Annotated in this window: 19 protein-coding genes and 1 other RNA gene; 15 read left to right on the forward strand and 5 right to left on the reverse strand. The window is 61.0% G+C overall.

Features of this window, described 5'->3' with window-relative positions:
• Positions 1-82: 82 nt before the first annotated feature.
• Together AK81_RS18905 and ssrA are read left to right on the forward strand one after the other, a co-directional pair.
• Positions 83-376 (forward strand): hypothetical protein, encoded by a 294-nt coding sequence (locus AK81_RS18905; protein WP_043201312.1) that lies wholly within the window; start codon positions 83-85, stop codon positions 374-376.
• Between the two features lie 99 nt (positions 377-475).
• Positions 476-874: a transfer-messenger RNA gene (gene ssrA / locus AK81_RS18910) on the forward strand.
• 621 nt (positions 875-1,495) lie between these two features.
• Here ssrA and AK81_RS18915 read toward each other — a convergent pair.
• Entirely contained in the window at positions 1,496-3,889 is a 2,394-nt protein-coding gene (locus tag AK81_RS18915; protein ID WP_043201314.1) for a TonB-dependent siderophore receptor, read from the reverse strand.
• Between the two features lie 203 nt (positions 3,890-4,092).
• Here AK81_RS18915 and AK81_RS18920 point away from each other — a divergent pair, with 203 nt between their 5' ends.
• From AK81_RS18920 to AK81_RS28535, 10 genes are all read left to right on the forward strand, one after another.
• Positions 4,093-4,863 carry a nuclease-related domain-containing protein gene (locus AK81_RS18920; RefSeq protein ID WP_043201316.1) on the forward strand — a complete coding sequence of 257 codons (771 nt, stop codon included), beginning with the start codon at positions 4,093-4,095 and terminating at the stop codon, positions 4,861-4,863.
• Between the two features lie 282 nt (positions 4,864-5,145).
• Positions 5,146-5,664 (forward strand): hypothetical protein, encoded by a 519-nt coding sequence (locus tag AK81_RS18925; protein WP_043201318.1) that lies wholly within the window; start codon positions 5,146-5,148, stop codon positions 5,662-5,664.
• Positions 5,657-6,520, forward strand: a complete 864-nt coding sequence (locus AK81_RS18930; RefSeq protein ID WP_043201319.1) for a hypothetical protein — start codon at positions 5,657-5,659, stop codon at positions 6,518-6,520. The genes AK81_RS18925 and AK81_RS18930 overlap by 8 nt, the downstream gene beginning before the upstream one ends.
• Positions 6,521-6,532: 12 nt before the next feature.
• Complete coding sequence (locus AK81_RS18935) at positions 6,533-7,288, forward strand: hypothetical protein (RefSeq protein WP_043201321.1); 756 nt, start codon at positions 6,533-6,535, stop codon at positions 7,286-7,288.
• Positions 7,289-7,469: 181 nt separating this feature from the next.
• Entirely contained in the window at positions 7,470-8,426 is a 957-nt protein-coding gene (locus AK81_RS18940) for a hypothetical protein (protein ID WP_241496095.1), read from the forward strand.
• Between the two features lie 7 nt (positions 8,427-8,433).
• Positions 8,434-9,609 carry a hypothetical protein gene (locus AK81_RS18945; protein WP_043201325.1) on the forward strand — a complete coding sequence of 392 codons (1,176 nt, stop codon included), beginning with the start codon at positions 8,434-8,436 and terminating at the stop codon, positions 9,607-9,609.
• Between the two features lie 22 nt (positions 9,610-9,631).
• Positions 9,632-10,759 (forward strand): M23 family metallopeptidase, encoded by a 1,128-nt coding sequence (locus AK81_RS18950; protein WP_241496096.1) that lies wholly within the window; start codon positions 9,632-9,634, stop codon positions 10,757-10,759.
• Between the two features lie 27 nt (positions 10,760-10,786).
• Positions 10,787-12,178: a hypothetical protein gene (locus AK81_RS18955; RefSeq protein ID WP_043201328.1), complete on the forward strand. Its 1,392-nt coding sequence runs from the start codon at positions 10,787-10,789 to the stop codon at positions 12,176-12,178.
• A 90-nt stretch (positions 12,179-12,268) separates the two neighbouring features.
• Positions 12,269-12,694 carry a hypothetical protein gene (locus AK81_RS18960; protein WP_043201332.1) on the forward strand — a complete coding sequence of 142 codons (426 nt, stop codon included), beginning with the start codon at positions 12,269-12,271 and terminating at the stop codon, positions 12,692-12,694.
• Between the two features lie 15 nt (positions 12,695-12,709).
• Positions 12,710-13,162 carry a hypothetical protein gene (locus AK81_RS28535; RefSeq protein ID WP_081042107.1) on the forward strand — a complete coding sequence of 151 codons (453 nt, stop codon included), beginning with the start codon at positions 12,710-12,712 and terminating at the stop codon, positions 13,160-13,162.
• 68 nt (positions 13,163-13,230) lie between these two features.
• Here the strand turns inward: AK81_RS28535 and AK81_RS18965 are convergent, their stop codons facing one another.
• Both AK81_RS18965 and AK81_RS18970 read right to left on the reverse strand, forming a co-directional pair.
• On the reverse strand, positions 13,231-14,004 hold the full coding sequence (locus AK81_RS18965; RefSeq protein WP_241496097.1) for a hypothetical protein: 774 nt from the start codon (positions 14,002-14,004) through the stop codon (positions 13,231-13,233).
• A 118-nt stretch (positions 14,005-14,122) separates the two neighbouring features.
• A complete protein-coding gene (locus tag AK81_RS18970) occupies positions 14,123-14,704 on the reverse strand; it encodes a hypothetical protein (protein ID WP_241496098.1) in 582 nt (193 codons plus the stop codon).
• Between the two features lie 144 nt (positions 14,705-14,848).
• Between AK81_RS18970 and AK81_RS18975 the strand changes: the two genes are divergently transcribed.
• Positions 14,849-15,196 (forward strand): hypothetical protein, encoded by a 348-nt coding sequence (locus tag AK81_RS18975; protein ID WP_043201339.1) that lies wholly within the window; start codon positions 14,849-14,851, stop codon positions 15,194-15,196.
• Between the two features lie 23 nt (positions 15,197-15,219).
• On the opposite strand, the gene AK81_RS18980 is transcribed toward AK81_RS18975, so the two are convergent.
• Together AK81_RS18980 and AK81_RS18985 are read right to left on the reverse strand one after the other, a co-directional pair.
• Complete coding sequence (locus AK81_RS18980) at positions 15,220-15,873, reverse strand: OmpA family protein (RefSeq protein WP_043201342.1); 654 nt, start codon at positions 15,871-15,873, stop codon at positions 15,220-15,222.
• The gene (locus AK81_RS18985; protein WP_043201344.1) at positions 15,870-16,361 is read right to left on the reverse strand and encodes a hypothetical protein; all 492 of its coding nucleotides are present in this window, start codon (positions 16,359-16,361) and stop codon (positions 15,870-15,872) included. The genes AK81_RS18980 and AK81_RS18985 overlap by 4 nt, the downstream gene beginning before the upstream one ends.
• A 291-nt stretch (positions 16,362-16,652) precedes the next feature.
• Here AK81_RS18985 and AK81_RS18990 point away from each other — a divergent pair, with 291 nt between their 5' ends.
• Both AK81_RS18990 and AK81_RS18995 read left to right on the forward strand, forming a co-directional pair.
• On the forward strand, positions 16,653-17,186 hold the full coding sequence (locus tag AK81_RS18990; protein WP_043201345.1) for a hypothetical protein: 534 nt from the start codon (positions 16,653-16,655) through the stop codon (positions 17,184-17,186).
• Between the two features lie 38 nt (positions 17,187-17,224).
• A complete protein-coding gene (locus AK81_RS18995; RefSeq protein WP_043201348.1) occupies positions 17,225-18,478 on the forward strand; it encodes a DUF6685 family protein in 1,254 nt (417 codons plus the stop codon).
• Positions 18,479-18,500 lie beyond the last annotated feature (22 nt).

Consider the following 18,500-nt stretch of genomic DNA (forward strand, 5'->3'; position numbering starts at 1 on the left):
CCACCATCCCGATTGAACCCCCGCCAATCCCCCACAGTCCACCCTACAGGCCCACCTTCCAGAGGCCTCAGAGGAGACACCCATGAAAGGTACCGCGCTTTCGGCCCTGTTCGCGGCCGCCACCCTGCTGGCTTCGCCGGTGTTCGCCGCCGATGACCTCTGCACCACCAACCTGCAAAAGATCGACGACAGCATGGCCACCGCCGGCGCCACCTCCGAAGGCCTGGACAAGGCCCTCACCGAGCACGTCGACAAAGCCAAGGCCGCCCAGGCCTCGGGCGACACCAAGGAATGCATCGCCATCACCAGCAAAGTGCTGGAGCGCCTGGAGAAAACCGAGAAAGGCAGCGGCAGCGGTAGTGGCGGCGGCGCGTGAGCCTGAAAGCGGGCGACAGGACCGGCTGTCGACGTCGCCCGCGCAATGGCGTATACTCCACCCCACGTGCCGTAAGGTGCGTTAGCGTAACGCTAGTGTGGGGCCGATTAGGATTCGACGCCGGTAGCGAAACTCTAGGTGCATGCCGAGTTGGTAACAGAACTCGTAAATCCACTGTTGCAACTTTTATAGTTGCCAATGACGAAAACTACGGCGCGGAGTTCAAGCTGGCTGCGTAAGCGGCCCTCTTGACCCGTTGCTTCTGGTAGCTTCGGCTCCAGCAATCACTAGGGGATGCCTGTAAACCCGAACTGATTGTCATACAGAACAGGATCGTCGCGTAGCACGTTGTGGGCGAAGTGACTAAAACTTACACAACTCATCCAAAGCACCCTGCCCGTCGGGCGGCTGCGGATTAAATCAATAGACACGGCTACGCATGTAGTACCGACAGCGGAGTACTGGCGGACGGGGGTTCAAATCCCCCCGGCTCCACCAAATCCAAAGAAGAAGACGCCCTCGGGCGTCTTTTTTTGTGTCTGAATTTTGGGATCTGCTAGCCAGAGAAATCAGATTTAGCCCCTTTCTTGTAGGGCGTTTCCCAAAGATACTCCCAGCGCCTGGTTTGCGTTGCACACGCTAAATGCGGTCTCTACGGAAGGCACCGGCTTTGCCGGTATTCGCGGCTAAAGCCGCTCCTACAGGTATTGCATAAGCCTGAAGCCTGCGCGGTACCTGTGGGAGCGGGCGTGCCCGCGAAGAATCCAGCGCGGTAGATGGCACCGGCTGCGCCGGTGTTCGCGGGCTCGCCCGCTTCCACAGTGATCAAGCAAACGCTTGGAGTTGAACAAGACAGTTGACCCACAGGTACTGCATAAGCCTGAAGCCTGCACAGTATTTGTGGGAGCGGGCGTGCCCGCGAAGAATCCAGCGCGGTAGATGGCACCGGCTGCGCCGGTGTTCGCGGGCTCGCCCGCTCCCACAGTGATCAAGCAAACGCTTGGAGTTGAACAAGACAGTTGCCCCCACAGGTACTGCATAAGCCTGAAGCGTGCACAGTACCTGTGGGAGCGGGTTTACCCGCGAACACGGGCGCAGCCCGTGCCATCCCGCACGGCCTTACCAGCTATAACTCACCTTGGCCGTAACCTCGCGCCCCGGGTTGTAGTAATTCGCCGTCCCCGACCCCACCACATGCTGCTCATCAAACAGGTTGCTGACATTCAGGGCAAGGTCTGTCCCCTTGGCAATCTTGTAGTTCAGCGCCGCGTCAAACAGCGTGGTGCCGTCGCTTTTCTTGGTGTTGGCAGCATCCATGTAATAGCCACCCACGTACCTGGCACCCAGACCAACGCTCACATCCGTGTTGGCAATGTCGTAGTAGCTCCACAGCGAAGCCGTATGCTTCGGCGCCACTGTGAATTCCTTGCCCTTGAGCGAACTGCCGTCATACAGCGCACCGCGCAGCACCTCAGTTTCCATGTAGGAATAGGCACCGATCAGGCTGAGGCTTTGCGTGACTTGCGCCTTGGCTTCCAGGTCCAGGCCACGTGCACGTGACTCGCCCACCGTCTGTTGCTCGATGATGCCGCTCGGCAGCACGACGGCGATGGTGACGTTTTCCTGGGTCAGGTCATAAACGGCAGCAGAGAACAACGCATCCATGCCCAGTGGCGAGTACTTCACGCCCACTTCGTACTGCCTGCCAGTCTGCGGCGTTACGCCAACCTGCGGAGGCGAAACCGATTCCACCATGCTCACATAAGTGGAGACTTCATCGTTCACGATGTAAGTCAGCGCGCCACGGTAGGACGTTTCAGAGAAGTTGTCGCTTTGCCTGCTCACCCCGCCGACGTACTCCGTGCTGGACAGGTCCATGGAGTCATTACGCACACCCGCTGTAGCGATCAAGCGGTCATAGAAGGACAGGTTCTGCTGCAGGAACACGGCCTTGGTGGTGGCGTCGTTCTTCTTGCGGGTATAGGGCGTTACGCCGCCCGGTACACCGGTGAACACTGGGTTGGCGATATCGATGGAGGGCGCCAGGCTGTAGACGGAGCTCTGTTTGGTGGTCGAGTCGAGGTATTCCACACCCACCAGGGTGCTGCTGTCGATGTGCTCGAACTGGGCATCGTATTGCAGCATCAGGTTGCCGTTGAGCTGATCGGCATCGCTGTCAGTGCCGAATACATAGCGCGGGATGGTGGTACCCACCCGCGAAGCGCTGTCGCTCAGATAGACATAGCCAAAGTCATCGCTCAACTCGCTGTAGCGCAGGTTGCCGCGCAGCGTGAAGCCGTTATCGAAGTCGTGGGTGATATTGCCGCTGAGGCTGGTGCGCTCGACATCGTGGAAGTTGTAGCCGGGCTCGCCGTAGAAATCGCTGCGGTCGTATTCCTTGTCCAGTGGGTAGCCACCGCTGTTTGGCGAGCTGTTGGTCTTCAGGTAGTCGAGGATCACCGTGGCCGAAGTGAAGTCGGTAGGCGCCCAGGTCAGGCCGCCCATCACGAACCGGTTATCGTCCTGCGAGTGATCGTACTCACGGTCGCTGTTCTGCATCTTGGCAGTGAAGCGGCCCGCCAGCGTTTGTTCGTCGTTCAGGGCGTCGCCTACATCGATACCTGTCTCGGCATGGTCATAGGAGCCGTAGGTAACGTAGCCCTGGCCAAATTTCTCGAAGCGCGGCTGCTTGGTCACAAAGTTGACCGAGCCGCCTGGGTCTGCCGGGCCGAACAGGGTGGAGTTGGCGCCTCGCAGAATTTCGATGCGCTCATAGGCGAACGGGTCTTCCCGCACACCACGCATCGAGCTCAAGGTCAGGCCGTCACGGTAAGTGGTGGCCTGGAAGCCGCGAATCTGGAAGTAGTCGTTGCGGTCGTCCGAGCCGTAGAAGTCGCTGACCACACCTGGGGTGTACTGCAGCGCCTCCTCCGTAGTGCTGACGCTGCGCTGCTGCATTTCCTTGTTGGTCACCACAGACACGGAAGCTGGCGTGTTGAGGATGCTGGTCGCCACCTTGCCACCGACCCACAGCTCCTTGGCCACCACCGAGTTGGTGTCATCGTCGGCACTGGCCTTGACCTTGGCGTTGATGATGACCGGCGCCAGGCGGTAGTCCTCGGTCGCGCCCAGTTCCAGCGGGCCGGCCGGCTTTGGCTGCGGCACCACCAGGTAAGCACTCGGGCCTTGCTGCTCAGCTTGAAGCTCGGTCCCCTGCAACAACGACGAGAGTGCCGCCGACGTACCCAGCGCACCCTGCACACCCGCCGTATTGCGGTTGGCTACGCTCTGCGCATCGAACGACAGGCTGATACCGGCCTGGCGCGCAAAATGGTCAAGCGCCGGCGCCAGTGGGCCACCAGGAATGTTCCATTGCTGGACCTGGTTGTTGTGCTCGGCGCTTGCAGCTTGCGCAAGCGCAGGCAGCGCAGAGCTGCTGACAACCAGGCCCAGGAAAGCAGCGTGCACAGCACGGCTCAATGGATGGCGCTGTGAAACCGGGGTCGAACTCATTTTCTCGCTCCGTAGAGGGGTCGGCGGGCTGGCCTGTATTCCGGCCTTCTCTACAAGCCGAACGAGAATGAGAAAACACCTCATTTATTTTCAACTGGGCGCCTGTGTCGCCTCGCAAAGCCAAATTGCGGGCAAATCTCATCGTGTCACCCTGCCTGATTCGGTACAGTCCGCAGGCTCAAGGATCTATGGAGCGTCAAGAAATGGACTTCGCGGTAATCATTAGCCAAAACTGGGCAACCCTGAGCTGGTTCATCCCACTCGTCATTCTGTTACTCATCCTCAAAAGGCCCGAAACCAAGGGCTATCTCGGCGAGTTGCTGGTGCGGTATTTCGCATGGCTGAAACTGGACGAGCACACCTACCGCCGACTGCACAACATCACCCTGGACACACCGGATGGCACCACTCAGATCGACCATGTCTTCGTCTCGGTCTACGGCATCTTTGTGCTGGAAACGAAAAACATGGGGGGCTGGATTTTTGGCAGCGAGAAGCAGGCACAGTGGACGCAGAAGCTTTATAAACGCACCTTCAAGTTCCAAAACCCATTGCGACAAAACTACAAGCACCTCAAAGCACTGGAGGCGACACTAGGCGTCAGCGCCGAACACCTGCACTCGGTGATCACCTTTGTTGGCGACAGCACCTTCAAGACCGAAATGCCCCCCAACGTTACCCATGGCAGCAAATTCATTCGCTACATGAAGTCGTTCCAGCAACCGGTCTTCACCGAAGCCGAAGTGGATGCCATGCTGCAAGCCCTGCAAACCGGACGTCGAGCGCCCACCCTTGCGACTCATCGCGAGCATGTGCAGAACCTCAAACGTCGTAGCGACCCAAACGCAGAACGGCAATGCCCTAAATGTGGCAATGCCCTCATTGCCAGGACCTTCAAATCAGGCGCAAAAGCGGGGCAGCAATTCTGGGGCTGCTCGGCATTTCCCAAATGCCGAACCATGCAAACTCTCTGACCGGTATCACCATTCCCGTAAACGTGTGAGCAGCTGCTACTGGTAGCCCTGCGCGGGCCGCGCTCGCATCCCGTCCGCCGACCGAATAGATGCCTAGACAGCGCCAGCCAATGTGCTGGCGCCACCCATCCCCGAGTAAACAGCCGGAAATAATGGCCAATTGCCCCAGCCTTTTCCTGGCCTTGCTCATGTCAAAAAGTTGATACGCCATAATTTTTGATACAGAATAAGAAACAGGATGTTTTTTAGCGTATTTCAGTATGCTTTAATCGAGTGCAGGGAATGGACGAACACACAATCTCCGAAGCGGGCACACCGCCTATCGACCAGCTTGACCTCACGGCGCACGGCGTTCTAGGGCATTTTGCCAAGTCGTCGCGCAACGCCCAGCTGGTGCGTTTCCTGATGAGCATGGATCGGCTTGACCGCTGGGCTGTGGATTTCGATGAGGATGCCGCTGCGCACCAGTTCGAAACCCAGCTGCTGATGCAAGAGATCCAGGCCTTCGTCGAGGCCTACGCACTCGTCCTGCACCAGGTTCCGCAAGCCTTCACCGAGCTGTTGGCCCACCTCACCTCTTCGCGCTGCATGTACCTTATGCGGTATGTGGCACAGCGCAACGACGCATTTACCGGCGCGCTGGCACCCCTGCTGGCTGGCGACTTGTCGCAGCCCGCAGAGCTCACGGCATTTCGCCGCCGGCTGGATGCCTTCAGCAAGGCTCACCTGCTCAGCGAGATCTTCTCCGGGGAGCGGCTGCGCGAGATATCACAGATCATGGAGAGTTACGCAGATGTATGACGGACGACTGAACCCTGTCGCGTTGGCGGTAGGCAAATCTGTGGGCAAGCGCGCGGTGATGGGTGGTGTCCTGGGTGCCTGCCTATTGCTGGCCGGGCCGGCATTCGCCGCCACCAGCAGCCTGGGTTCCACGTCGAGCACGCTGCTCTCGGAGCAGAGCTCCGTAGTGGCCGAGGCCATCAAGGCCGATGCCCAGGACTGCGCCGACGGCACCAAGGAGGGGACGATCGGCGCCTCCATCAACGACGCATTGAGAATCCATACCGAACTGGCTGCGGCAACACCCAATGTCGAGTCGCTGTTCAGCGCCACGGCAGATTGCTTTGGGGGCCTGGGCAGCCTGTTCGACCTCTCCGGCTCCATCCCGAGCCTGGGCGCCATTTTCGCGGCTGCCCAGGAAGCGGTGTTGAAATATGCGCAGAAGAAGGTCTGTACCGCGGTACAGCAGGTTTCTTCGATGGTTACCACCCCTATCAACCAGGCAATCGGCAAGGTCAGCAGCGGCACTTCCCTGGGGGACCTGAACGGGCTGACCAATGGCCTGGTCAGCAAGGGCATGAGCACACTCGACCCGGAACTGGGTAGCAGTTACCACAGTACCCCTGCCGGCTACGAGGCCACCTACACGGTCGACGTCAACCCGTTCAACTACGTGCAGACGGACTTCGGCGGCGGCACCAGCACTGGCACTGGCACTGGCACTGGCACTGGCACCACCACCGGCAGTGCAGCCGCCACCAGCATTGTGGCGCCCGCAGCGAGCACTCCTTCTTCAAGCACTTCGAGCAGCACCAGCAGTTCCTCGTCCGGATCAGGCAGCGGGTCGTCCGGGTCGGCTGCAGGCCTGTTCAACTAAAGGGGGCTGACGATGAAGAAAGTCGCGGCAGTTCTGGCCGTTGGCCTTGCCTTGGGCGCTACGACGCTTCCGGCCCAGGCACTGACCTGGGCTTCGGTGCTGACATTCATCAGTACCATGCAGAGCGAGATGAGTGCCTGGTCGGTGACCGTCAAGCAGACCGCGTTGTCCGCCAACGTAATCTCGCAAATGGACAACGATTCGAAAAAGCAGCTTTCCAACGCCGTTGGCGCCATCGACATGTCCGACCGGGCGATGGCGGCCGTGACCTCGTTCGACTCTGCGGTGGGGCAACCGGTTACCAGCAAGTGCATTGCCCAACAGCAAGGCAAGCTGATGGTCGAAGCGGTGTCACAGCGTGACAAGGACGCAGCGCGCCTGATGGCGACCTATTCCTCCCAGCGGGTGGGCTCCAGGGCAGCGGCCGATCAGGAAACCCTGGCCATGCACCGCGACAACTACTGCAGCGTGTCCGAAGCCAGGCAGGGTATGTGCACGCTCAACGCCAACGGCATGCAGGGCTGGGATGTCGACTACGCCGGGCCGTTCAGCGAAATGACCCTGGCCCCGGAAGGCGAGACCGCAGCGTATGCGTACACCGCAATGATCACGGATCAACGCGCGGAAGCAAACATCGACTGCACCACCGTCGCCTGCAATGTTGCCCAGTCGCAGCAACTCGCCGCCTCGGCCATGACCGCGATGGCTGCCAACTCTCTCGTAGGGCAGGTGACGGACCGTCGCGTGCCAATGCTCACAGGGCAGTGATATGAATTTTCGGCTCAAGCTAGCCAGCATTGTCGTGGGTTCGACAATGCTCTCAGGTGTTTCCTACGGTGCGCTTTACGGTTTCGGCCCTGCCGAGCTTTGGACCACGGGGCAGATCACAGCGCTGTCAGGATCCGTGGGCGGCAACATCACCACGTTCGGGACGACCTTCGGTAACCAGATGACCATAAAGTTCGAGCAGATCATCTCGGCCGTGGCCGTAGCCACCAAGCAGGAGGCCCTGTCAGCGAGTGTGGTCGCGGACAACAGCAGGCAAACCGCCGAGCAACTGATCAATGCCAGCCGCGCGCAGCAACAGAACGCGGCCGCGACCAAGGCCTACCTCGACTTCAACGCAGCAACCGGCCAAGGTTTCGACCCTTGCGGCACCGTGATCAAGAACAAATCGATGGACATCGCATTCACCAGCATGGCAGCCAAGGCCAAGGCAGCTGTCGGTGAGCTGGATGCCTCCCCAGGTCGCCTGGTGGCTTCCACGGGCCAGGCGATGCAGCAACGCCTGCAAGAGCACCGCGCCAAGTTCTGTACCGCCGCAGAGGCAGACGCCGGGCTGTGCACGCTCAGTACGCTGCCCGGTGGTGACACCAACGCCGCCCTGCTGTTCGAAGCCGCGGATGCTGATTCGCTGGCTACCGAAGCGCGTACCGCCTACATCCAGCACGTGATGGGCGCGCCGGACGAAGCCCTGGCCAAGGCAGCCGGCGCTACGCCCGCCGGCGAAACCTACATGGTGCAGAAAAACCGCAAGGACTCGATGCTGTCTGTGCCAGCCTACAGCCTGTCGATGATCAACGCAGCCAACACCCGCAGCAACGCGTTCGGCGGCAAGTCACCCAATGAAGTGCTCAAGCTGCGGGTGAACCAGTACTTCGGTGGCAAGGAAGCGCAGGAATGGTCGGGCAACCTGGCACGCCAGACCCAACGCGGGCTGCTGGTGGAGGCGGCCAAGATGGGCGGCCTCGAAGTCTGGATTCATCAGCAGCAGTACGAGCAGAACCAACGGCTGCTCGCCAACCTGGCAACGCTGGTAATCGCCTCCGCTGACGGCCTGGAGGCCCCACTGGAAGCGCGCTACCAGAAAGTGTTGTCTGAAACAGCAGCGCAGTCGGTACAGTGAGGTGCCCATGAAAAAGGATTTCGACGAAGCGCGTGAAGCGCGCAAATGGAAGGTTTCGCTGGGTGTTTCGCTTGTGCTGACCTCTACGCTGGCCTGGGCCTATTGCCCGCCCCAGTATCAGGAAACTACCGTAGCGCCGGCATTCACTGCCGCCACCCAGACACTCAACGGCCTGGTGTCCGGGGTGGATGCTTCGCTGTCGGCCCTGCTTGAAACCGAGAGCCAGCGCCTGACCTCGGCCATCGCGATCCTGACCAAGCAGAAAGCCCTGGCAGCAAACCAGATCGCAGAAGCAGGGCACAATGCCGCCCAGCAAACGGCGACGGGGCTCAAGGTGCTGGCCCAGACCCAGCGGGTCAAGCAGTCACGCTTCGACTACGGTGGCGAATTCGGCCAAGGTTATTCGCCTTGCTCGGTCTACGCGACGCGTACGCTGATCAGTGCCCGCGATGCCGACATGGGCACCGAAGTGCGCCAGCGGGTCAAGTCCGAGATCGTGGCCGCACCAGGCACCTACGCCGAACCCATCAGCGCCCAGACCGCACTGGTCAAGGCACGCAAGCAGTTCTGCACCCAGGACCAGGCAGATTCGGGCATGTGCGAATCGGTTGGCTCGCTGCCGGGCGCCGACCTGACCGTGGCCACCTTGTTCGAACCCGTCATGGAAAACGAGCCGCTGTACCAGGCGAAAGTCGGGTTCGTCAATAACGTGGCCGGCCTGCCGGACGGCCCGGTGCCGGCATCGGCGGGCAAATCCGCCGCCACCGAAGACTACGCGCTTTCCAAGGCCCGCAAGGATGCGCTGGTGTCGCCGGCACTTGCCAGCCTCAAGGCGATCCAGCTCGACTATTCCGGCGTGGAAGGCAAGGAAACAGGTACTGACCTGCCACTGGCCGTGCACTTTCGCACCGAGGTCAAGCGCTATTCGGGAAACACGCCTCAATATGACAGCTGGGCCCGGGTCATGTCCGCACAGAACGAGCGAGGCGCGCTCATCGAGATACTGAAGATCAAGGCGCTGGACCTGGCCATCCAGGAAAAACAATATCGCCAGTACGAAAGCATGGAAGCCCAACTCGCTTCGCTGGTGTCCATGTCTGTAACTGCCGCGGGTGCACAAACCCAGACCAGCCAGGCAGCGGCAAATGCCGCCAAGCAGAACGTGCAGCAGAGCGTGCAGTGACGGAGCGCAAGGGATGAACAGAATGATCGTGCGCAGCCTCGCCAGCCTGAGCCTGCTGGTGTGTGCCCACGGCGCCATTGCGGACACCTGCATGGTGTCCCCCACCGACAAGGAAATTGTTTCCGGTCGTTTCGGCAAGTTCCGGGGTGGCGGCGCGGCCAACCATGGCTCGGCCAACCAGAAAGCGCACATGCACGATGGCCTGGACTTTTCCACCAGCGGTACATCGCAACCGGTGTACGCCACCACCGAGGGCAAGATCACCTTCGCTGGCTCTCGGAGGTCTGCGGGTAACGCGATACTGATCCAGCGGGCCAATGGCGATATCGTCGCCTACTACCACCTCAGCGGCTTCGCCAACGGCATCAAGCAGGGCGTCACGGTCAAGCCGGGCCAGCAGCTGGGCCTGTCAGGCAACACCCCCAGCACGACCATGGCGAAACACTTGCACTTCACCTACGGCACCACGAAAAAAGACGACGCCAGGGCCAAGGCGTTCAGGGAAAATGCTCACCGAGGGCCATTCAACCCGGCGCAGTTGCCTTCCGCCGTGGTCACCCCGCAGGCTGGCATTGGCTGGAAGACTGACCCGGCCCCCTATTTCTGCCAAACTTACGCCATCCAGGATGGTCATCCCGAGCATTATCCAATCCTCGGCAAGGACACCAAGGCGCAGCACCAGATCCTTTTCGGTAATGTACCTTCGGGCGGGGTTGCGCCAGACTCCACGGCTGAGCCTGTCCAGGTGGCAGCAGCCAACGCCGACGCAGCGCTGGCCGAAGCGGATGGCAAGACGCCCGCGATGTACTTGTCCGACGCTGATGGCTATGGTGCCTTGCCGACCGCCCCTATCGGTGGTTACGACACCATGTCGGTTTCAGAAATGCTGGCGACCGAAGCCACCCGACGCTTCAGCGATGCCGAGTGGAACAACAGTATCACCCATGTTTCCAGCCGAGCTCTGTGGGTCGACTACAACCGGGCGGTCGGTGTCGGTAATTATTTGTCGGAAGCGATTTATCGCAAGAAGGAAAAAGTTGAAGCATTGCTTGCCGTTTACGCGTCGCAGAAATTGGCAGGTCAACGGATGCAGACCGACGGGGCCCAGCAGCGTGCCCAGACAGGAGCTGTTTCCAGATCCATTGAATAACGCGGCGCCCACGAAAGGTAAACACAGATGGAACCCAAAGAACTCGATAAGCCTGAACAAGCCGTCGCTGATTCTGCTGCCGGGCAAACAGCCCAGCCAGGGCGGAGTTATGCAGGCATCCTGGTCCATCATGGCGCAGCACCCTATCAAAATGACCTTGCCAACCAGGCTAGCTACTACGTAACCCTGCAAACACCTGCCGGTGAACAGACCCTTTGGGGGGCAGGCCTCGAACAGGCCATGCGCGAAACCGCGCCTGCCGTCGGCAAACCCGTGCAACTGGATTACCAGGGGGGCCCCGACGCAGGCAGCGAACAGTCGCCACAAGGTAGCTGGAGCGTGCATTCGATCGATGCGGCGGCCCTGCAGGCCCACAATGACGGCCAGAAAACAAACGCCAGGCCGTCGCCACGCGCTGTGCCAGATATCGACCCAAGCGCATTTGACGCCATCATGAAGGTTGCCGGAGAGGTGAAACCCAAAGGGTCCTCCCTCGACCCTGATGAAGTACGGCGCATCAACGCAGCCCTTCTCGACACCAACGCGAGCAAGGCTGCAGAGGAGCCGAAACCCGCAGAACCCGCGAAACAGCAGCCACAGCACCCGCGCGAAGCCAACGGTGCCGAATCACTGCTCAGGGGCGGCGCCCAGCTCGTAGGGGGTGTAGCCTCGCTCACCGGCGCCGCCATGCAGGGTATCGGCAAGGGCGCGAGTGCCCTGGCCACTGCCCTGCGTGGGGACGGGCAAGCTCAGGATGCACAGGTGCCCTCGGCGCAATCGGCCACTGCAGAAAAACACGGCGCGGCGGTAGAGCCCGGCTCAGCGGACGAAATGACCGGACGCGTGCAGGTGTTGCCGCGCCTTTCCGAGTACCGGGTAGATCAGGTTGAAAAGGCCGCGAACAACTACGAGAAAGCCCACACGGCCTTCTGGAACGCGGGGAACATGCCTCAGGTACGCGAGCAGATCGAAACCCGCGCCGAGCAAACCGGCCTGAGCGTTCCCGAAGTGATCGAGAAGATGAAACCCGACGGCGAATACACCGACCTGCACGAAAAATTCGTCGAAGCCGTAGGCGAGTCGCCCGACGCCCAGAACAGCAAAAAAGCCATGGACAAGGCCCTCACCGGCTGGGCCCGGCAGTACGGGCGCGCACAGGAAGAATTGCTGAACCCGGAAACCGAAGACAACCCGCACTACGACAAGCTGAAGAACCGGCTGGAAAGCTCCAGCGAGAGCATGCACCGCAATGCGGGCAACATGCCGGCTTTCGAGGGCGAAACGCAATCGCACCTGGAACGCCTCAAAGATGTGATGCAGCGTATTGGCGAACGCCTGAAGGAAATGGTGCAAAGCATCGTCAGCCTGGTTCGCGGCAAGTCTTCGGGCCCTTCACAGGGCAACGACTTCACCCCTTGAGGCAGCCGGCCAGAACACTTGGCCGCAACTCAGCCGGTGCCCAGATGGAGCCATGAAGGCGCACGTAATCATCCAAGCAAGGAGAACGGAATGACCGAGTACAGCAGCTGGAAAGAAATCACCGCCACGCCGGAAGCCCACCTGGATTTCCTGCGAGTGATCGACGGCAAGCTGGAAGAAGGCCTGGGTGGCCGGAACCTGTATGAAAAGCTGTCCAAGGACATCACGGTGGAAGGCAAGGCCTTCAGCCAGTCCTTCCACCTGAACAAACTGGAAGCCAGCTCGACCAACTGGGATACCGACGAGACGCCTGACCCGGTGAAGCTGGAAATCGTCGAGTTGACTTCGAAGATCAAGGAGGCCGATCCAGGCTACGACCTGGCTCACTTCATGGTCGGCTATGAGTACATGATCGGCGAGATGAAAGAGCGCGGCGTGGAAGTGAATGCCGGCCTGGACCACAGCGACCCTGTGCCAAAGAACCGCAGCGGCTCGGACTACGAGCCTGGCATGTGATGCCTGGAGGTGCCTGTGAAAGCGACCCTGTCACTCATGCTGACATTCAGCGCGTGGGCCCTGGTGAGTGCGGCCCATGCCCAGCAAGCCCCCGCAGCGGCCGAGGAGCAATGGCGCGAGCTACCGCGCAATACCACCATCTACGTGCCGGTACCCAAGCAGGTCACGCCGGTTTCGGCTTACCGGTCGTGCTCGAACCGCTACGAAGGTGAGCGTTGTGATTTCTCCACCCCTCGCCAAGGAGTGGTCGAAGGGACATGCCAGGCACCGGAAATGCGACAGCCGCCCGCCTATGGCTACGAGATGCAGCAATACCCCGCTCAGGTGCGCACGGCCTTGGTATGCGTTCCTGTCGAGGACCCGGCGGCTGGAAACCCCGGCATGCCAGACGGTAGCCCAGCCAACCCAGGCCACGAATCACCCTACCCGCCACCCTCAGCCCCGCCAGCGGAACAGCCGAACCCTTAGCCACCGGTGCAATCCCTGCAGGCGCGGCCTTGAACGCGATGCAGCCGACCTCGGTTGACGCATGTCATTCATGGCGTCGGGGCAAGATCGTCAGCATCCGGGCGCGGTGCTGCCGGCTGCAGCATGCCCATGATGAACCGCTGCATTTCCGGCAACTGCTTGCCGAACGCCTCATCCAGTTCCGGGGCTAGCTGGATGTCTCCCTCGCGCAACCCCAGCTCGACTTCCTGCTGATAGCGCGCGACGAAACGCTCACGTATCGATTGCGCATCAGGGGTGTCCTCGCCAACCAGCTCTTCCAGCACCCCCTGTGCCGCATGCGCGAAAACCAGGGTTCGGTTGTATTGCTGGGTTTTCAGGCCGGACTGGGCAAAGGTGGACTGGAACTGCGTCTCCATCGCTTCAATTGTGGAGTGCAGCAACCGGTTGGCCTCCCTGAGCGCGACAACCTCCTCGGCGAGGCTTGACTCGCGGTCGCCCTGGGCACCCGGTGCGCGGACCGCTTGCGCCATCTGCGACATCTGCCCGTGCATCAGCTGGATCAGTTCGCGCAGGCGCTCTGCTTCGCCCCTGAGCTGTACGGCTTCTTCAAAATACTGCCGAACATACCCACGCAGTGGCTCCAGCTTCTCGTTTGCACGCGCCACGCCGGCATTCCAGCCTTCCGAATAGCCTTGGGAGCGACCCGTTCTGAAGCCCTCCTGGCGGCCATGCCCCCGGCCTTCCTGGTAGCCCTCCTGATAACCCTGCTGCCGCCCTTCCTGCCGCCCTTGATCGCGGCCTACATGGAGGTTGGCAATGGCCTGCTGAACAGAGCCGTTGTAACCGCCATCCAGGCTCATGTTGCCCTTGCGTGCAGCCCAGTTATGGTCCATCTCGCCATCTCCCTGGATCGGCGCGCCGCCGGAGCATGCGCCGCTAGATTCTGGTCAATGCCAAACCCGATACTGTCGAGCGGGTTCAACGCGTGGTCTTTACCTCGCTCCCAGCTGCTTGCTGGGCTTCGGCCTGAGGCAAGGCAAAATTGGCCAGCCGATGCAGCGCAACCGCTACCCAATCGCCACCGAAACGCTTGTCCTCCAGCACCGACTTCAGCGCCAGGATCGGTACACAGTGCCTTGCCTCGCCTTGGACATAAAAAGCAGCCATCCATTCGGGCAGCAAGTGTTTTATATCTTCGTGGGTTTCCACGCTGAACACCAACGCAAGGATACCAGGCATGGTTTTGACCTCCCGGCTGGGCAGCGCGTCGGCCAGCCAGAAGGCCACCTCGCCAAGCTGCCCGGCCTGGATCGGCAACAGGGCAACGACCTTGTGCCCGTCAGGATCAACGACAATGCCTGGTTCAAGATCGAGCGTTCGCGAGCCGAAGCCTATCGCTTCCTGACGAATGGGCAGCGACTTGAGGAAATGCTCCAGCAGTGTGTACATCTCGAAAGCTGCCGGAATGTCCTTCTGGATGGCCGGGGCACTCTTGGCCATCACGCTGACGAAGCCGCCCCCCGCCTGGGCGAGAACATCGCCACTGATGGCCTGCGCCACGAAAGCCTCGAGTTCATACAACGAATACATGGTCCCACTCCCGCGCAACGGCTCGACTAGACTGAACTTCAACCTGCTGCCAGGTCCAAAACCTCAGTCGTTCGTGTTTTGTATGTTTGCAGCCCAAAACTCAAGGATGTACCAATGACCCATCAGTTTCACTGTGCATTTCATCCCGCGCCGGGCAATGACGGTGGCGTGCTGAACATCGGCCCCGCCTCGGTCAGCATCGACCTGGAAAACCTCTGCCTGTTTGCCAACGTGGTCGGGCAGATCGAAAAGCGGCGGGCCGCCAGCGTCGCCAGGTCGGAGATTCTCGGCGAGTGGGTGGGCAGTGAAGACATCGACTGGGCACATATCGGCTTTCACCCCTGCCGCGAGAGCTACAGCCTGCGTTACAACGGGGTAGCCTGGGAGGCGCCTGCCGACGCCACCATCGCTGCCGCTGCCGAGGCGCGCTTGTTCCTCGACAACATTCGCCTGCAGGCCTGACCGGATGGCGCGGCCCTTGCCGCTTAGCGAGCGAGGGCCGTGTTAGCCTGGTACTGGCCGAAAAACTCGAATTCAACCCGGCGATTGGCTGCACGGCCACCGGGGGTGTCATTCGCAGCGATGAAGTCGCCCTCCTGGCCCTCGGCGCTGATTTTCGCCGCTGCTACCCCCCGCCGAACCAGGTACATCTTCGCCGCCTGCGCCCTTAGCAAGGCGACCCGGCGATTCGCTTGCACCGTGCCCACGCTGTCGGTAAAGCCGACGATCTTCACCTGCAGCGCGTCCTGCGCCGAGCGCACCAGAACGTCGCCATCCTCGGCGCTGGGGCTGAAGCGTGAGTGGCCGAAGGCAAAATTGAGCGTCATGTGGTTGATCGAAGACTGGATCTGGTCCTGCCGCGCCCGGATTGCCAAAAGCTCCTGACGGCTGCCATTGGCGTCGGCTTCGGCCGCAGCCAGCCGAACCCGCAAGCTCTGGACCTCGCTGTTCAGAGCGTTGATGGTCTGCTGCATTTGTGCGGTGTTTTGCCCTTGCGCCGAGGGTGCTACGTAGGGCACCGGCGCGGCGGGGCTTTCCACCAGCTCGAACCCTGCGAAAGCCTTCGGTGCAAGTGCCACCGAGAGCGCGGCCACTACCAGCGGCAACAACCGGCGAGGGGTGGAAACGGGGGTGCTCATACATCTCTCCAATATCGCAGGATCACGAAAACGATGGCCGACCAGGCATACCCCAGCAGCAATACAAGGATGCCTGCCAGGAAATAGGTACGCAGTGGATCCATTGCATCCTGGCCCAGCGGCTGAAGCCCGGGAACCAGCGTGGCCGGGAACCAGGCGAACAGCAGCCCCACCAGCGGTGCCAGCCACAGGCCAAGGCGCAGTCGGCGATGGTCGCCCTCACGCGTCCACCATGCGTACCAGCTCAGGCTGAGCAGGTAGGCAGGCAGCAACATGACGCTCAGCAACAGTGCTGAATAGGACAGTGCGGCAGCGTAGAAGCGCGGTGAGCCTTGGGCCATTTCACCCATCAGGGTGGCAACCACCGCAATGGCAAAAGCGACCAGCGCCACCAGCAGGGGCACCGACAGCAGCCACAGGGCTGCGCGACGATCGCCCACGGCCCTGAAGCCCGGCTCCACGGCAAGGGGAGGTAATGCGTAGGACATGCCTGAAAACTCCTTGTAAGGGTCGACTGCGCGGCCAGGTTCAGGACAACCCTCGCTGCGTACTAGCCAACGTCCGACACCCTGTCGTTTGTCAAAATAACTTGTTAGAAAAATGTTGATATTGATGGTGAGTATGAATTTGAAGGCTTATGCCGTCAAGGTTTGAGTCTTCGCAGCGGACGCGGACTCACTTGACCACGCGCACGGCGTAGCGCACACTCCTAGCATCTAAAAAACGTTTTTCTAACAACCTGAATTGATAGAACTCTGTCATCCAGAAGGATCTGACGCATGAAAGCCCTGCAACTCGCCCTGCCTCTGCTGGTTTCGCTCGCCTGCACGTCGGCATACGCCGTGCAAATCGATCAGGCCGAAGCCAATGCACGCATCACTCAGGCCCTGACCTGCAAGCGCAACGTTTCCCCCGAACAATTCGAGGCGCTGGTCAAGGCCGCCAACGGCAAGGCCATCGTGCAGGCGTCGGACCTGTCCGACGGCGAGTACACCGTGCCGAACCCGCTTGACGTTTTCGGCCGCGCCGTGACCAAGCTTGCAATGCACCCAGGGTCCAATGGCGAAGGTGACTTCGATACGTACTCCGGGGCGTTCACGGGCGAGAGTATCCAGGCGGTGGCCAAGCTGGCCGACATCCCCAAAGACGAATTCGGCCAGTACAAGAAAGAAGTCGGTAACCACGACCTGTGGCTGTATGAGGATGGCAACGACACCTACATCAGCTGCTCGTACGACATGCGTACAGTGGTGAAGACCATCAAGAGCACAGCCCGCAAGGCAGCGGACGCAGTGCAGCGCGCCACCCAGTAACGCCATGCGAACCTGTAGGGGCTGAAGGGAGTCACGCCATGAGCTTCAGGACACTTGCTGCAAAGTTTCTGGAAACGGTCAAGGACGACCTGGGCATCCCTGCCCGTTTACGCCGGGTCATCGCCGACACCCCCAGGCTACGCATGCGGGTGGATGACACCGCCGCCGTCATCGCCTCATCGAGCGTGGTGCGCTGGCATGAGTGGTCGCAGCGTATCGGTTTTGGCCAGGGCAGCGAACAGAACGGTGAGGTCAGGGGCTGGCGCGCAAGCAACGGCCACTACCAGAGCGAGCATCGGCAGATCACCGCACTGGCGGGGCTGGGCAAGACCGAAACCCTGCATGAATTTGCCTGTGACATCAGTGATGTAACCGGCCTGTCCGCCTCCAAATCCGAGCTGTACAGGTTTTTCTCCCTGCAGCAGATGGCAGAGCAGGCCTGCCAGGCGTTCACTCGCGACATGAGCCAGGAGGGGCTTGCGCAGAACCTGCGCTGGCCGGAGATGGGCATCGTGCATGGTGGCAGCGACTTCATGGTGCGCTACGACTGGGATGATGGCCTGTACCTGGCCAACAGCGGCGGCTCGCACCACTTTGTCGCCGCCCGGCATATCGCCACGCAGTTGCAGCAACCGGTTACGCTGCACGGCCGCCTGGTCCGCAACGGCCTTGATGCCGAGGCCGCCTCCCGGCTGAACGAGGAGTACGCTATCTATGCCGTGAACAAGGACGCGTTCTTCACTGAAGCACTCGATGCCTTGCGCGACTTCAAGGCCACTCATTATTGGGGCTACCTGCCGCCGCCGTACGACAACGGCATGGCGATCTTTCTGCCCAGAGAGGAAGCACGCTCACACAAGGTCGCGCAAATCTTCGCCAGCGAAGGCTTTACCGATGTAGGTGAAGTGCTCGTCGAACTGGCGTCGCCGGGGGCGGCCGTGCAGCGCCGGGCGCGCCAGGAAGATTTGCGCGCGCGTATTGAAGCCCTGCCAGGGCTGGAAGCAAAAGCCGGCGTGGCACACCTTTTCGGCAAACACGCGGCAGCCGCCCTGCGCGTTGAGCTGGCGACACAAGTGGACTGGCAAACCGTGGAGCAGGCCACCCTGGATGAAGCCTTCGGCGTGCACCAGCTCGACGCCCAAAGTGTGTACGAAGCACTCGCCCAACATAGCCCCGGCGCCGTTTCCAGGCATTCACTGCAAACACTGCGCGCCACAGTCGATGGCTACGCGGCGCTTCATGAGCGCCAACTCGCCAACCTTTCTACGCCTGACGCACCAAGCCCCGACTGACTGCGGGGCAAGCGTCGCCTTC

The sequence above is a fragment of the Pseudomonas putida W15Oct28 genome (genome assembly GCF_000708715.2).
Taxonomy (GTDB): Bacteria; Pseudomonadota; Gammaproteobacteria; order Pseudomonadales; family Pseudomonadaceae; genus Aquipseudomonas; species Aquipseudomonas putida_R.